This window comes from Microbulbifer agarilyticus S89 (genome assembly GCF_000220505.1).
GTDB lineage: Bacteria > Pseudomonadota > Gammaproteobacteria > Pseudomonadales > Cellvibrionaceae > Microbulbifer > Microbulbifer agarilyticus_B.
In genome coordinates, this window is the sequence record NZ_AFPJ01000007.1 from 253958 (window position 1) to 269434 (window position 15477).

The window sequence follows — 15477 nt, forward strand, 5'->3', positions numbered from 1 at the left end:
ATATGCTCACTAGCTTCCTCGCAGACATCGATCAATTTCATTTTATCCGTGCAAACCTGCTGTGGCTGATTATTCCCGCGGCGCTGATTTGTTGGGGCTTAGCCCGTACTGTTTTCGCCAGTGGCAAACTACAGAAGATTATCGACCCGAACCTGCTCCCGCACCTGCTTTTGCGCGGTGGCGAAAAGCGGCCCTGGCTGTTCACCCTGATATTCGCACTGCTAACCTGTGCGATTGTTGCGCTCGCCGGCCCTTCCTGGCGCAAACTACCTACACCGGTATTCAGCAACCAGGATGCTGTTGTGATCCTGTTGGACCTATCCCCTTCCATGATGGCCACCGACCTATCGCCAAACCGCCTGACGCGCGCGCGACTCAAAATTCTCGATATTCTCAACCAGCGGGAAGATGGGCTCACCGCACTGGTCGCCTACGCGGGCGAGGCACATATAGTGACGCCGCTAACCGACGACACTGCCACCATTGCCAATCTGGTACCGTCCCTGTCCCCCAGAATCATGCCAGTGCCGGGCAGCAACATCGAAATGGCCGTAGAGCTCGGACTCAGACTGCTGAAGGACGGCGCCGGTGGTCAGGGCCGGCTGCTCGCGGTGACCGACGGGATTGATAAAGCCGCTATTTCCACGGTAAAAAACGCAGTAAATAGCAGCAATGCCTCGCTTTCTATTCTCGCTGTCGGCAGTGGCGAAGGCAGCCCTATCCCAAAATCCACCGGCAGCGGTTTTGTCACCGATGACAGTGGCTCGATCATTATTGCCAACTTTGACCGGGCCGAACTCCAACGACTGGCGCAGAGCACCGGCGGTAAATTTGCGCAGATTACCGTCGACGATAGTGATATCGCACGCGTACTCCCCGAAAATGAGACACCGCAGCAAGCTGAACTCACCGAGCGAGAATTCGACCAGTGGAACGAAGAAGGCCCATGGCTGGTATTACTGCTACTGCCCTTTGCCCTGCTCTTATTCCGCAAAGGGACGCTGGCCAGCCTCTTGCCACTGAGCCTTCCATTTGTACTGGTAGTTAACAGTCCAGAAGCCAGCGCACAGACGAGTGGCCTGTGGCAGACGCCCAACCAACAGGGGCAGGAGCTTCTCAAGGAAGGGGACCCCAAAGCCGCGGCAGACAAGTTTGAAAACCCACAGTGGCGAGGCACGGCCGAATACCGCGCCCGTGAATTCGATGCTGCAGCCAAAAGCTTTTCGCAAAGTGATGATCCGCAAGCCCTCTACAACCTTGGCAACAGTCTCACCCAACAAGGCCGCTTTGACGAGGCCATTGCCGCCTTCGACGGCGCACTGGAGCAAAACCCGGAGTTTGCCGACGCGAGCCATAATCGCGAGATCGCAAAGAAACTGAAGGAATTGCAGGAGCAGCAACAGCAAAACCAGCAGTCACAACAGGGCGATCAGCAACAGCAGCAAAACCAGCAGCAAGACCAACAGCAGAACCAGCAGCAATCTCAGTCTGAACAGAACCAGCAGCAAAGCGACTCGGACCAAGCCTCGCAGGATCAACAGTACCAAGATCAGCAGCAAGCGGGCGAACAGGATCAGCAACAGAATAGTGAGCAAGACGAACAAGATTCGTCAGAGCAGCAGCAGGCAGAGAGCCAGCAACAAGACCAGCAAGGCGACGAAAGCGAACAAGAACAGCAGGCCAACGCACAACCTCAAGAAAGCGAGAGCCCGCTTGATCCTGAAACCCAGCAGGCACTGGATCAATGGCTGCGCCAGATACCCGACGACCCCGCTGGCCTGATGCGTGAAAAATTCAAATACGAGAGCCTACAGCGCCGCCGCGCTTACCGCGCCGGCGAGTGGGAGCCCCCGGAGAACGGAGCCACCCAGAGATGGTAACCCTCTTTAAGGCGATATCTAGCAAGATGATCGGCCATATATTTGTGATCAAAGACCTAAGGGCACGGCTAGTACAGGGCCTGACTGCCCTACTTCTGCTCACCATAGCCTGCGTGGCTAGTGCTCAGGATCTAACAGCCTCTGTTGACCGCAACGAGCTCGCCATCAATGAAACCTTCACCCTCACCCTGCGTTACAGTGGTAAACAAAGCGGTGGCCAACCGGACTTCAATCTGCTAAACCAGGACTTCGAAGTCCTCTCGCGCCAACAATCCAATCAATACCGGGTAATCAACGGCAGAGCGGAGAGCTTCGTAGAGTGGACCGTAATCCTCGCCCCACTCAAAGAAGGCAAGCTGTTTGTCCCATCCCTGCACCTGCACGGCGAGGTGTCCGATGCCATCCCCATCACCGTAAACCAGGCAGGACAAGCCCCGGCAGGCCAAAATCGTAAGGCCTTCCTGGAAGTGGAAACCGACAAAGAAAAAATCTTTGTGCAGGAACAACTACTGGTCAAGGTCCGCTTGTACACCACAGTAGGCCTCCACGATATCGCCACCGACCCATTGCAGATCCCTGGCGCCCACGTAGAAAAGGTTGATGAACAGCGATTCGAACGCAGAATCGATGGCGTCGGCCACGCCGTCTACGAGCTCACCTATGCCGTGTTCCCGGAGAGCTCCGGCGAGCTGCAAATACCGTCACTGAACTACGTCGCGGTGACAGGCAGAAGAGACCCCTTCTCGCTGTTTAACCGCAATGCGCAGCGTATACGCCTGCGCTCTGAAGTAAAAACTATACAGGTCGAGCCAAAACCGGATAGCTATAGCGGCAGCCATTGGCTACCTGCGGCAAGCTTGGGGCTGGTACAGAGCTGGTCAAAAGATCCGGAAGAATTCAAAGTTGGCGAGCCGATTACTCGCATCATAACCTTGCGAGCCGAAGGCCTACGTGCCGCACAACTACCTCCTCTACCAGAATTGAACATTGATGGACTGAAGACCTATCCAGACCAGCCCCAGCAAGAAGACCAGCCTGGCCCTAACGGTATCGATGGGAGCCGCATTGAAACAACAGCCATTGTTGCGACAAAACCAGGCAGTTATCAGCTACCGGCAGTGACGATTACGTGGTGGGATACGAAAACCGGCAGGCAGCGTGCGACGCAGCTACCAGCATTCAGATTCAACGTTTCTGGTGGACCGATTGCAACCCCTAAAGAAGGCGCAAAATCAGATCAGCCTATATCTTCGATTCCCACAACTACAACAGTGGAACCAGGTTTCTGGCAAAAACTGGCTATTGTTGCGATTGCATTGCACTTCCTATGGATTTTGTATTTCTTCTATCTGAAGAAAAACCACCGCATCAACCAACCTCAAATCAACCGAAGTAAGAAAATAGATACGATCCACTCGAAACAAAACTTGGAGGCGGCCGCCGAGACCGGCACCGCAATGGAGATACAAACTGCTCTCAATACCTGGATGAACGAACTAAACGAAAAAAGCCAAAATAGCTCAGACGACCCTCTGAGCCAGAATACTGAGCTACCGAAGCTACAAAAAGAAATTAATGATGCGCTCTATCAACAGCCTCCGAAGCCGATTAATCGACAGCTAGTCCAAATACTGGTTCAAAGGCTAATCAACGAAAGTTCATCCCACCAAACGCACAAGAAAGATAATAGCTTGCCGAAACTTTTTGCCGAAAATTAGGGTACATCCGGACACAAAACACTTGATGAAAATAGACGATCATTCAAACCTAGCGATGCTAGCGCCCGAGACAGTGTCCTCCAGAATATTTGTGGCGATCGTGTCTCACCAACATGCACGCAATATTGCAGAAGACCTTCGCCCGCATAATTGGAAACAGGCCAACAAAACAATTGTACCAATCATTCTCAGCAACATTCCTGACGCTGCTCTATCAGATTACTGCAAGCAACACAACATTCCACTAATTGAAAACAATACAAAGCATGGGTTTGGAGCGAACAACAATAAAATTTATCGCCATGCGAAACAAAACTTAGGACTTAAAGAGGAAGATTATTTTTTTTGCGTCAACCCAGACGTTATGACTTCGGCTACTGACATTATCAGTCTGTCAGAGATAATGAAGACAAACAAATACACCGTAGCAGCTCCTAACCTACTGAAGCCTGATGGAACACCGGATGACAATATACGCTCTTTCCCTACCCTGAAAGATATCGCGCACCGATATCTTTTAGACAGTAAGAAGAGCAATGTAGAAAAGCGCAACAAGCAAGAGTGTGAAGTTACCGACTGGGCATCCGGTGCATTTCTGTGCTTTCGCGCAAGCACGTACGGCGCAATCAAAGGGTTTGATGAAAGATACTTCATGTACTATGAGGATGCAGACATTTGCCGCCGGGCGAGCTCTATTGGACAGCCCACATACTATATCCCACATGTAGAGGCTACTCATATTGGCAATCGAAAAAGCAGAGGATTACCAACAAAACAACTAGTGCACCATGTAACCAGCGCCATTCGCTTCATACTCACCAGTTCAGAATAGACCTGCTCCAAACAGCACGATTAGAATTTAATACCGAACACCCACCATAATGAAAAAGCTGATACTCCACATTGGGCGTCACAAAACTGGAAGTAGCGCAATACAGGACTGCCTTATAAAAAATACAGCTCTGCTCAAAGATTATGATTACTACTACCCTAGGGAAGCGCGCAAGGGACGCGGACATCATCAAATCGCTGAGTCGAATGCAGGGCTACTCAAAAGACTAAACAGTTTATTGATAAGACCAAAGCTGCCAGAGGCTGTGATTGACGAGCTACTTCAAAATGATCAATTCACACCCATACTGAGCTCTGAAGCGTTTCAGAACTGCCACCCTCACCTAATAAAGCAGCTTTTTGAAAACTACGATATAAACGTCGTTATCTATCTCAGAAATCACATCGATTATTTAGCGTCTGCATATACGCAGTGGGTACATTCGAGCGACTACAAGGGCTCAATATGGCGCTATTTTTTCACAAGTTATTCCGTGAATTATCGTCGTTTTCTTCAGCAATGGGAGCGACAGTTCCCAGGAAAATTAGTTGTCCGGCGATTTGAGCCCACAGCACTTGTAAACAATGATATTCGCACTGATTTTCTGACCTATGGACTAAATATTGACACAACAAAACTACCGAAGTTTGCGCATTCAACTACCAACCCCTCATTAAATCAAAAAGTGTTGCAGCTCAAACTACACCTAAACAGAATTGGCGAAACCAAGAAATATTGCCCTCACCGTTTATACAAAGCTTTACCTCTATTAAACAAGGAATTCCCTGCCAGACAATTTCAAACTCCGCGATTAATTGCAAAGTGGGTGAGACAAAGAAATAGAAACCGCGATTCGGAAGTTGCACAAGAATACTTTTCAGAAAAAGAGCTTTTTCACTACAAAAGTGAAGCTCCAGTGCACAGCTACAATCTAAGTAAAACCGAGCTGAGCCATATGAAAGAGGCACTTTCCGAACTCATAAATGAGCAATGACGGCAACCATAAAATATGGTGGGGAGATTAATGCTCCCTTACGCACCACACACCAAGCACTAGGCGCTGGCATTGGCACTGGCACTGGCACTGGCACTGGCACTGGCACTAAAGTGGATTCGCGCATTAAATCCCATGGGTCTATGCACGACGAAAGGTATTGTAGAGACGTACGAACTTAACCGCAGTTCACTACGTGAACTTTGGCGAATGCTTCGTACTATCTTGCTAACATGACGATCATCATCAGGTGAGATACCACCAATGCCATAAGAGTAGATCTGCCAATCGTAGTGCTTTACCGCGCCATGTCGGGCCAGGTCTTCAAGAATTTTCTCCGCACCGCTACGTGAGACCAGATATCCATCTGCACCAATAGCTCTCACACTTTCAGCTACATCACTGTACACTTGATTTATATTGAGTAGATCCAAGTTTTTACTTGAATCTAGCCACCAACCTGGAATGGATCGATCGTTCAGAAAACATATATCGAAATCCTTTGGGGCCAACTCCAGTAATCTAGAAAAACTGAACTGAAATGCAGGCAGCCCGTCATCCTCGATAATAAGCCCATAGTCCTCACCTGATTCCACTACGCGCTCCAAGGCACGAATTTGAGATGTCCAGCAACCAATAGAATTCGGCGGAAGTTGACTTCTGAAAACGGATTTACGCATTAAATAGGGAACCGAGCTACCAAGTATTCCCGGAAGCCGCTGTGTCTTACAGAGGTTTTTCGCATACAGCTGCTCCAACCCAGAAAAACGATGTTTATCACGATCAAGATTTATACAAAAAATAGGGACAGATGCGTTAGATTTATCGATGAAGTTATGCTTCGTAAAGATTTGAAACTTATTCGAAATTTCATGCGATATCTCGGGACGAGCATACTTTTCTATTTTGCCGAGCACCTCCTCCAAAAAGCCCCAATCATGATACGTCAACAGCAAATTTGAGACCATAGAGGCAGACCAGTTACACTTGATCTGTATCGATCTTGCAAAGCCAACAGCGGAACCTATGTCGCCCCTGCGAAACATTATTTGAGATTGGTTGAGCGGGATAACCGCTAAATCAGAGTTTTGATACCGGAATGCAACGGATTGTGCGGCATCGATATCTCCCCTACTAACCAAAAACATGCAAACCAAGTTGATAATTTTACCGAACTGCAGCCGATCTTTGCGAAGCGCCATGTCGCAGACTTCGACAAAATAGCCTAATCGCTCTTCACTAGAAATAAATGAGCTTCCAAGTTCGTCGACAAGTTTCCTGGGCTCATCCGAGTAAGCAAACTTCGCTAAAAATTCTGTAGTGGAATAATTCATCGGCGAAAGACCAAAATATGAGACCAAAACAATCAGTAAAATACGGGAGAACAGAAAAGAAACATCCTACCGAAACACATCAAGCCGGTTGCAGCTCCGCCTCGTTAGCATCTGCCTTAATTTTCTGAGCTCTCGTCCAATAAGAAACACATGGGATCTTCGCGCGATCGCAACGATACTCATATTTTTTGGCGACATCATTCACTTCCGCCAGCAGTCCTTCGGATAAAAGTATCGGCTTTAGCCCCATAGCGAGAAAACAGTCGTTCGATACGTGAAGATCATTTTCCGGTGCTTCGTTTCTAGGGTTACTCATATAGTTGATTTCAACACCCGATAGCTCAGAAACCAACTTGGCCAAGTCACGTACTTTATGTGTTTCCGTCATTTGATTGAAGATCCGGACCCGCTCACCAGTATCAGGTTCATTCTCCACCGCAAGACGAATACAGCGCACAGTGTCCTGGATATGGATAAACGCTCGGGTCTGCCCACCAGTCCCATGCACAGTGAGGGGGAAACCGACCGCCGCCTGTACGACGAAACGATTCAATACCGTACCGTAATCTCCATCATAGTCAAAACGGTTAACAAGCCGCTCATCGCGCTTAGTTTCTGCAGTGTTTGTTCCCCAAACAATACCCTGATGAAGGTCAGTAATTCGGAGATTATCGTTTTTGTTATAGTATGAGAAAAAGAGCTGATCCTGCGTTTTTGTCATGTGGTAGATGCTTCCCGGATTCACCGGGTATAGGATTTCTTGCTCTATTGCACCGCCAGAATCTTTGGGAATCTTGACATTCAGGTACCCCTCGGGAATTTTCATACCCGCGCTACCATATCCATAGACACCCATAGTCCCAAGATGAACAAGGTGAATATCTAGGGTACTCTCCACAATGGCTGCCAGCACGTTGTGAGTAGCGTTCAGATTGTTGCTCACTGTGTATATCTTGTGCTTGGCCGATTTCATGGAATATGGCGCGGCACGCTGCTCTGCAAAATGAATAATTGTGCTCGGCTCAAATGCCAGAATAAGATCTAACATTTCCCGATATTCTGTGGCGATATCCAAATTCACAAATCGAATATTTCTTCCACTAACCTCCGACCATGCAGAAACACGCTGCTCCATCGAGCAAATAGGCGTCAAGGATGTGACCCCTAACTCATTGTCGATATTTCGGCGAGAGAAATTATCAACAATTACCACCTCATGCCCATGTTCAGACAAGTGAAGCGCAGTTGGCCAGCCACAGAATCCGTCGCCACCGAGAACCAGTACCTTCTTCATAAAGACTACCTAGTTAATGCCAATAACGCAGTATTGGAATAGTGCGTTATAGTAAAGAGCCAAACTCACATAATTTAGGTAATCATATTTTTAATACGTTACAGCAGTGTGAGTAAAAGGTTACAAATGAATGACAGCGATGGCGCTCAAACCTTGAGCTAAGACGTGATAGATGGTAGAAGCCGGCAAAGTGCTAGCGGACGATAACTTACAGTGAGACTGGAGTGAGATTCTTTATTTAATTACGTTTGCGTCACGAAAAATCGGATTGGCTTTCTGAAAAATTGACCAGTGTTCGCTAGTTCCACGGGTGTTCTCGACTTTGAGATGAACTCCGCAATGCCTAAAGAACATCCGTTTGGTAAACACTGAAACTAAATCCGTTAACTCTGGTTTAACGTTATACGGACCAGTAATACCCTCTGGTAAATCACACAGTAACTTTCGCCAAACTGCCGGACCCGTGGTGCTAAAAACGCAATTTGGTCTATTTTTACATGTTACATTGGAGAGTATTTGTTCCATCAAATCTCCGAGCAAAGCGTGTTTCTTAGGCGCATAAAAAATACCATTCAAGATACCACCGTCATGCCACTCACAAACATGAAGTTTCTGTGGCTCTTCTTTTACAAACTTAGGCACACTCTTAACCGCAAACTTGGAATCGATATACAGGCCACCCAGTGTATATATAGCCAGAACACGGAAAATATCAGACTTCATTGCCCAGGGAATGCAATTTTCGTAGACTTGGAGCCAAGTGTTACCGTATTCTCGACCAATAAATTGTTTTGCTTTCTTTTCATCAAATGCGAGTAAATTGAGGTCACTATCACTCGCGTATAAATCTTTATAGAAAGAAATTTGTTTCTTAAGTAACCCAACACGACGATACATATCATGTTGAAAGACTATTACGTTCATTTAATCATTGAAACCAAGATTCTACAGCTCACATAGTCTCATCGCACAAAAACGAGCAAGCTGTTAGTGTTATCTTTTCTTATATTCATTCGCCCTGAAAAGAGGGTCGGGCGAAACCCAACCATTACCATACCTTGACTCAAGAAAGCCTTCAATATTGCTAGGTGCGTCCACAGAGTACTTTTCGTACTGCCACTTCTGGACAGGAAGGAGCAAATTAGCGGGAATATCAGCATAGCGAACTTTCGCCATCGGCAGCTTAATCTGATCTCCTTCTAGAAAACCAAAAAATAAATCGACATTGACAGGATGAGACTTGGAAAAAATCTGAAGTAGCGGGGTTCGCGAACTATCGTTTGTACTAGTCTCTCGAACGGTCAAGCCTCGCTTACGCAGCTCCACTTTAATTCTATTGCACAAAGGTCCGATAGCGCGCCAATGACAACTGTCTACAACTGCCAGCAAGTCGATATCATCATCATGGGCAATGAAGTCGCCATCGCGATAGAGCCCCAATAATGTTCCGTAACAAATCATTGAAGCGAAGATGTCTTTATCCTCACTACATACATTCAGTGTATCGACTATCGTTTCAAACAAAATGTCTTTCGGGAAGCTTCTTAGCGAACGACTAAAATCGTGAGCGCCAATAATCAGCGGCGTCCCGTCTAACTTTTCGCCCACGTAGGCAACCATAGACTCCAGAGCCACAACCTCCGCCTCATTCCATTCACGGATCGTATGCTTGAAATAGCGAAACGCATGCCGCCCCTTCCCGGATAAAATAAGAGACGAGACAAGAACTTTGCGAAGCGCGAGGTTGGGCCTATCAACCAACTGCATGCAGATCCAGCAAAACTGCCAAATTTCCTCCGAACCTCGCTGATACGCTTTGAAATCACTTTCCAAACACGTCTCTAATGCCAAAGCCGCACGTTCGATAGCCTTCGGAAGACCCCGCTTAGAACACCAGAAACCAAACTGTGAACCGAGAGCAAGGTCGAACGTTCTAAAGACACTTTTGGTAAACTGACCCAGTGAAGGCTTTAGGATATCTCTATCGATCTGGCCCAACTTTGAATGCAAAAAGGACAACACCGAGGCAGTCGACGACCCATCAAAAATACATCGACTATTTGATCTATCTGATTCTATCTCAATCCGTATTTTTCGAGACCTATTCCAAAGACCATCTCGACGATTAAGCAGTCGTATCGCTTCTACAGTATATGTTTTATCAAGCGTAAAGCTCACTCGCGGATGCGGCTCGTTCCTCGTACAAAAAAACGCAGATTTCCGGCTGAGCCAACTTTCCAGTCCAAAGCGCGGATCGTTGCGCATGATAGAGCTCTGCGAACAGTCACAAGCAATCCCATCACGCAATGAGTGCCACGCTCCGTCGATCTTCAGGTCAATTTCTGACAAGTGGAGATTGTTGCTGTCCTGGAGTGATAGTTCGATACGATCTACCCGTGCATTTACTGGCAGCACAAAAGCAAAAAGATCGAGACCGGGAATCTCAATTTCGAGTTTTGGAGCTACCAGGAAGGATCGGAGCCCCTCCATCTGTCCATGTTGCAATATCAACTCGCCCAAAATACCACCCCTAAAAAATCTTACACTCTAAAATAAACGCGAAAATCGAATTTATGTAGAGTTCGCCTACAACCTGGTAGCCAGCGACATCAAGTGGTCGCAGACATTGAGCAATTCCTGTTTTTTGTCTTGTTTTACCGACGCAACAAGCTCCTTGATTTCCGTAGTAGAAATATCCTGGGTTCTAGGTAAATAAATTACATCAACGATGTCAGAAAGATCGTCAAACTTTCCGGCCCAGTCATCTCCCATTGCGAAAATATCCGCCTTTTCTCTGATGACGTCCGCTCGCTTTTGCTCCCAGTTCGATTCTGGAAAAACACCATTTACATAACGACACGATTCAAGAACTTCTTTTCGCTGCTCATAACTCATAATAGTCCGCTTACCCTTCAGCTCATTGAACTGATCGGTAGAGCACCCGACTACTAACCGGTCACCCAAATTGGCCAATCGCTTTAGCAATCTCACATGTCCAACATGAAATAAATCAAATGTGCCATAGGTAATAACTGTTTTACTCATATCAACTCTCACAAAACTGGACTTAGCGCTTTCCATGCTCATTCGCGCGGAAGTGCTTATCTGGAACATTCCAGCTCACCCCATAGCGCGCAACCAAGAACCCCTCTATGTCCGCAGGTACCTTATATTCACGGCCGAAAAACTCTTTGGTTGCTGCGGGCTGTAAAACGGGCGCCGGAACACTGGAATAGTTAACGTTCCGCATCGGAAGCATTAGCTCTCCGCCGGACTCAAACGCCAGGAAAATATCTAGGTGCACTCTATGTGACTGCGAAAATACCTGGATAAATGGCAAGCCCTCACGGCGATTATTAAAATTTATCTGCGCCCTGAATCCAGCGCCGCTTAAAATTTCTACAATCTGTGTTGCAACTTCATATAACCCTTCTCGGCCTACGCTCGTGATACAAAGTAGGTCAATGTCATCATCGTGGGCAATAAAGTCATTATCTCGATAGAAACCCAATAGCGTTCCGTAACAAAGCAACAAGGCCCTATCAGGGTCATCCAGACATTTCACAACTGCATCAATAGTATCAAGTAAGATTTCCCGAGGATAACTGGATAAGGGACGGGCAAACGTATGTGCTGCAGGGATTAAGGGATGTTTGTACTTCTGTTGCCCAATAACTTCGACATCTTCCTCAATGCATTTTAACTCCGATTCAGATAAAGAACGGGCAGCAATAGCGTATAGTCTAAATGCATCTCTTCGGTAACCATGGCATACCAGCATATTGATGGAAAAGCGCGCCACAATAAAGCTTAGCCTCGACTCGAAGAAGCTAAATACACGGGAAAGGGAGCGGGCCAAGCCAGAACTAAAGAAGTCTACCGATTCGATACTGCTAGATGGAAACTTATACTCTGCCCCGAATCTCTCGATTGCCCCATAACAAGATTCAACGGCTAACGGACCAGTGCAGACGCACGCCCGCAGCTCAGAAAGCAAATTACAAACGTCTTCCGTAGGTGAATCAGAATCGGGAAGAACCTCAACGGCTCGCTTTAACCAGGATAGGCGAGACTGGGAGTCAGAGCCGTCATAGACAGGAAGCCATCGTCCATTAGTGCAAACAGAAACGCCAAGGTTTCTGGCACGATGCCAAAGACCATCTCGTCGATTAACAATTCTCAGCGCATCTAGCTCAACGTCATGTGGGAATCGCACGATAACATGCGGGTTTTCTTCCATCCGGGTAGAAAAAAATGCACTAGCCCCGTTCGCTAGCGAAGCGACATCGAAAATTTTGTCATTTTTGACAATTGAACTTTGCTCAAAAGACAGATTTTCATAATCCTTTAATGACGCCCACTTATTATGGATATTGAACAGGACATCTGCTAGGTGAAGATGGTTTGTATCTGCAAGTTCGATTTTTATTTCTGAGACTTTTTTCCCAACATAAATCTCGAATGGCATAGTATCTATGCCATAGATTGCAGGACCCAAATAATTTTCGCTCCAGCGTGACCTCGCCGACCCTTCCTGGTGCTGACCAAATATTGAACGAACAAATTTTGCAATCATAAATAGTCTCAAATCACCAAATGGCAGCTTTCTTCGATAGAGGCCCGCCCTTCGGCGAGTGGTCCGAATAAATTCCCAACGAGCAACCAGCCTACGGCACCGGGTTTAATCACAAGCCAGATACGAAGAAGCCTTTTTCACTCGGCTAAATTGACTAAGCACGTTTTTTACCGCGACTCAGTTGGTCACATCTACTGCGATAATCTTGAAAGCGTGCTGTAAAGTCATCAACTTTAGCGATTCTCTGGGCAAGAGATTCTTTGGCCATACGATAAAGGGCTAGATCAAAACTGTTGTTTTCAACCAACAAGTCAAAGACCTCGTCTCCAATTTCGCTGATCAGATAATTAATGCTGCGCTGCTCTGCCTGCAGCGAACGCGTCGTATTCTGACGCACATAACTTAAGTCAAAATTTGGAAAATGCTTGCCGAGCTCAAGCTCGATCAGTGCCATAGAGCGATCATAATCCTCTACGAGGCCAACCAATGATCCGTCATTAAGCCTTTTAGCTGCGGTAGCAAGATGCTTGATTCCGACATTTTGAGAATTGCGAATTTTGCACTCTGATGCAAGGTAAGCCACCTGGTAATCGCGAATCGTCCGGCCTACGTCAGGTTCCATACGCCACTTGATATAGTCTTTTAAATCATACTTCTTCGCTGCCTCGGCACCCGGCGTATCAGATTTCTGCTTGCGCTCGAAACTGTATACGGACAGTACGCGTAGCAAGGGGTGTCGCAAGAAAAATACAGGCATCGATTGTATGTCCTGCAAGCCTGCGGTGTCACACATGTGATGCGAAGAAATAGCCTGGATTCCAGGGTTGTCGTGCAAAAACTCCTGAAGATATTCCACCCCACGCTGACGCATTGGGCGGTCGTCGCGATGATCGCAGAATGCAGCACCAAAATAGCGCTGCAGAGCCCAATCGAAGGTTGTTCCGGCATTCTTGAAAATATGCCCATGAGTAATAACTAAACGCATAAAACGACAATCCGTCAATTCTTATGTACCCGGATTTTTATCGGGTAAAAATAAAACGCTACCTTTCCTAAGACGAGAACGATCGGCACCACACCAACCATATCCTGAACCCGCGCTCACGCAGAGGTTAACAATTCCCCACAGCCTTCTCCCTGTGCCTCCAATAGCGTCAGGATCTGACTCACAACCTTGATGCCTTCCCGTAAACGCCCGCCTTTACAATGCCGCTCCAGCGTTGCGAGAAGACCACAAAGCTGGATGTCTGAGACAACTACAGCTATATCAGCTTCCTCATGGACCGCATGCCCAGAAATAACATTTTCAGCAATTTTTTCGAGAGAGTCTGAAGCCCATAAATGGAACCCCAGAGGCTCCAACCTCCAGTCTCCTAGACCCAACAAGCAATCGCGCCCATCTTCACGAAGGGTCAACTGTTTCAAAACTGGATCTTGAACAACCAGGCTAAGAGGTAAGGCCTTGATCTTATCGAACAACACTGGAAGCTGCTCAACGAGAACTTGAACTCGAATTTCTTCGTCTGAATCGGCTACCAGTAAAAGTCGTGACAGTAGAACAGGATTAATACGATCTGTAAGCGTGGGATGTACCGAGCAGTACTCTTCGACTAACGCAGGGTCAAACGTAAGTGGTAGCAGCCTAGAATGTACATTGATGATCGACTCGCGGTCACGGGAAAAGCTCCATCCCACAGCTAGCTCAAATGCATGGACCTGATAACCACCTGCTTCCGCTACCCCAATAAACTTAGGGATAAGCCCTACTGACTCAAGATCGGGGTAAAGTTCAAGCTCATTCTTTGCCGTTCGTGCCTTGTTACTTTCATAAACCTTAAGCAACAAAGCCCTCTCAGGAGAGGAACAATGAACAAGACTCATCCAGGGGAAAGGAGACTCAATCCACGCACAGATTGAGTCATATTCCACCGGCACTCCGAGCGCGCTCAACGCTTCTGCTGTAAACTCATTCAGAGAACTCTGTGACATTTTGTCGATAAAGGCACCACTGTTACCAGCCGCCGGCAACTCCGCATGCCCACGATAGAATAACTTCTGGATTGCGGCTCTCTTCTTACTAAACCACACGAGGTTACTCGCTTTCTGAGTTACTGCGCCCAACAGTCGTCTACCAAGAATGATAGATACGACGCCCTGGAGAAACTCCGGTGGCCGCTCAGAGAGAACAAAAGCATAGACAAGAAAACAGAAGCAAGCGATAAAGATCAGATTGGAGGCTCTACCTAGTATCGTGGGCGGACTATCTAGAAAAACTTCGCGAAACTTACTAGAGGCAGAGGCCAGCGCCGCAGCGGCAATAACAACAATACCTAGCGCCACTACGAGAAAAATCAGGAAGTCCAGGTATACAAGCCCAACCACTAGGCTCAATGCGAGCAGAAGAAACGTACTCCCTCTAGCACTTACAATGCCGTTGTAGGCAGAAATCAGGAAGTCACTCCCCGTAAAGCGCCCTTTTTTATGCTGATCGGAAAATTTTCTCGCGTATTTACCAGCCGACTGATTTAAGTACCAGTCCTTTATCAGCACGATGACATGAAGCACGACAATCAAGGCCGTAAGAATTCCCGCCCATTCAGCACGCGAGACTCCTGGCACAAACCTGTCGAACATAACAGGCATCTGCGGTGCGGCTAAAATCAGAACGATTTTTATCGGCAAAATAAAGACAAACAGCTCAAGAAAGCTCTTTACAAAACTTATTACGACGTCAAAGAAGAAGCGGACAGGCGCAACGGCAACAAACTGCCGGAGTACTTTTCTACGACTAGCAAACAACGCTGCTGTATTTTTAACAAGACTCAACATAGAAAATACAACTCATTCTA

At 47.2% G+C, this 15477-nt stretch carries 12 protein-coding genes; 4 read left to right on the forward strand and 8 right to left on the reverse strand.

All coding sequences use genetic code 11. The annotated features are described in order from the left end of the window. Positions 1 to 2 precede the first annotated feature (2 nt). The 4 genes from AS89_RS0101925 (at position 3) to AS89_RS0101940 (ending at position 5424) form a co-directional block, all read left to right on the forward strand. Entirely contained in the window at positions 3 to 1880 is a 1878-nt protein-coding gene (locus AS89_RS0101925) for a VWA domain-containing protein (RefSeq protein ID WP_033229713.1), read from the forward strand. Further along, positions 1874 to 3598 carry a BatD family protein gene (locus AS89_RS0101930; RefSeq protein ID WP_010130587.1) on the forward strand — a complete coding sequence of 575 codons (1725 nt, stop codon included), beginning with the start codon at positions 1874 to 1876 and terminating at the stop codon, positions 3596 to 3598. Before AS89_RS0101925 ends, AS89_RS0101930 begins: the two co-directional genes overlap by 7 nt. Positions 3599 to 3689: 91 nt before the next feature. Beyond that, on the forward strand, positions 3690 to 4430 hold the full coding sequence (locus AS89_RS0101935) for a glycosyltransferase family 2 protein (protein ID WP_138976347.1): 741 nt from the start codon (positions 3690 to 3692) through the stop codon (positions 4428 to 4430). Between the two features lie 49 nt (positions 4431 to 4479). Continuing rightward, positions 4480 to 5424 carry a hypothetical protein gene (locus tag AS89_RS0101940; protein WP_010130591.1) on the forward strand — a complete coding sequence of 315 codons (945 nt, stop codon included), beginning with the start codon at positions 4480 to 4482 and terminating at the stop codon, positions 5422 to 5424. 59 nt (positions 5425 to 5483) lie between these two features. Here AS89_RS0101940 and AS89_RS0101945 read toward each other — a convergent pair whose 3' ends face one another. The 8 genes from AS89_RS0101945 to AS89_RS0101980 form a co-directional block, all read right to left on the reverse strand. After that, positions 5484 to 6758, reverse strand: a complete 1275-nt coding sequence (locus tag AS89_RS0101945; protein ID WP_010130593.1) for a hypothetical protein — start codon at positions 6756 to 6758, stop codon at positions 5484 to 5486. A 79-nt stretch (positions 6759 to 6837) separates the two neighbouring features. Further along, positions 6838 to 8052: an NAD-dependent epimerase/dehydratase family protein gene (locus tag AS89_RS0101950; protein WP_010130594.1), complete on the reverse strand. Its 1215-nt coding sequence runs from the start codon at positions 8050 to 8052 to the stop codon at positions 6838 to 6840. Positions 8053 to 8286: 234 nt separating this feature from the next. Next, on the reverse strand, positions 8287 to 8976 hold the full coding sequence (locus AS89_RS0101955) for a glycosyltransferase (RefSeq protein WP_010130595.1): 690 nt from the start codon (positions 8974 to 8976) through the stop codon (positions 8287 to 8289). A gap of 69 nt (positions 8977 to 9045) precedes the next feature. Then, on the reverse strand, positions 9046 to 10572 hold the full coding sequence (locus AS89_RS0101960) for a LicD family protein (RefSeq protein ID WP_010130596.1): 1527 nt from the start codon (positions 10570 to 10572) through the stop codon (positions 9046 to 9048). Between the two features lie 66 nt (positions 10573 to 10638). Next, positions 10639 to 11097 carry an adenylyltransferase/cytidyltransferase family protein gene (locus AS89_RS0101965; RefSeq protein ID WP_029249708.1) on the reverse strand — a complete coding sequence of 153 codons (459 nt, stop codon included), beginning with the start codon at positions 11095 to 11097 and terminating at the stop codon, positions 10639 to 10641. A gap of 22 nt (positions 11098 to 11119) precedes the next feature. Next, positions 11120 to 12628, reverse strand: coding sequence for a LicD family protein (locus AS89_RS0101970; RefSeq protein WP_029249709.1), 1509 nt, complete (start codon positions 12626 to 12628; stop codon positions 11120 to 11122). A 154-nt stretch (positions 12629 to 12782) separates the two neighbouring features. Further along, positions 12783 to 13613, reverse strand: a complete 831-nt coding sequence (locus AS89_RS0101975; protein ID WP_010130599.1) for a sulfotransferase family 2 domain-containing protein — start codon at positions 13611 to 13613, stop codon at positions 12783 to 12785. Positions 13614 to 13729: 116 nt separating this feature from the next. Then, a complete protein-coding gene (locus AS89_RS0101980) occupies positions 13730 to 15457 on the reverse strand; it encodes a hypothetical protein (RefSeq protein ID WP_010130600.1) in 1728 nt (575 codons plus the stop codon). Between the last annotated feature and the right edge of the window lie 20 nt (positions 15458 to 15477).

Excerpts from the sequence above, each read along its gene's own strand:
- AS89_RS0101925 (WP_033229713.1), top strand. The coding sequence starts at position 3 with ATGCTCACTAGCTTCCTCGCAGACATCGATCAATTTCATTTTATCCGT.
- AS89_RS0101950 (WP_010130594.1), bottom strand. The coding sequence starts at position 8,052 with ATGAAGAAGGTACTGGTTCTCGGTGGCGACGGATTCTGTGGCTGGCCA.
- AS89_RS0101980 (WP_010130600.1), bottom strand. The coding sequence starts at position 15,457 with ATGTTGAGTCTTGTTAAAAATACAGCAGCGTTGTTTGCTAGTCGTAGA.
- AS89_RS0101975 (WP_010130599.1), bottom strand. The coding sequence starts at position 13,613 with ATGCGTTTAGTTATTACTCATGGGCATATTTTCAAGAATGCCGGAACA.
- AS89_RS0101970 (WP_029249709.1), bottom strand. The coding sequence starts at position 12,628 with ATGATTGCAAAATTTGTTCGTTCAATATTTGGTCAGCACCAGGAAGGG.
- AS89_RS0101945 (WP_010130593.1), bottom strand. The coding sequence starts at position 6,758 with ATGAATTATTCCACTACAGAATTTTTAGCGAAGTTTGCTTACTCGGAT.
- AS89_RS0101940 (WP_010130591.1), top strand. The coding sequence starts at position 4,480 with ATGAAAAAGCTGATACTCCACATTGGGCGTCACAAAACTGGAAGTAGC.
- AS89_RS0101930 (WP_010130587.1), top strand. The coding sequence starts at position 1,874 with ATGGTAACCCTCTTTAAGGCGATATCTAGCAAGATGATCGGCCATATA.
- AS89_RS0101955 (WP_010130595.1), bottom strand. The coding sequence starts at position 8,976 with ATGAACGTAATAGTCTTTCAACATGATATGTATCGTCGTGTTGGGTTA.
- AS89_RS0101965 (WP_029249708.1), bottom strand. The coding sequence starts at position 11,097 with ATGAGTAAAACAGTTATTACCTATGGCACATTTGATTTATTTCATGTT.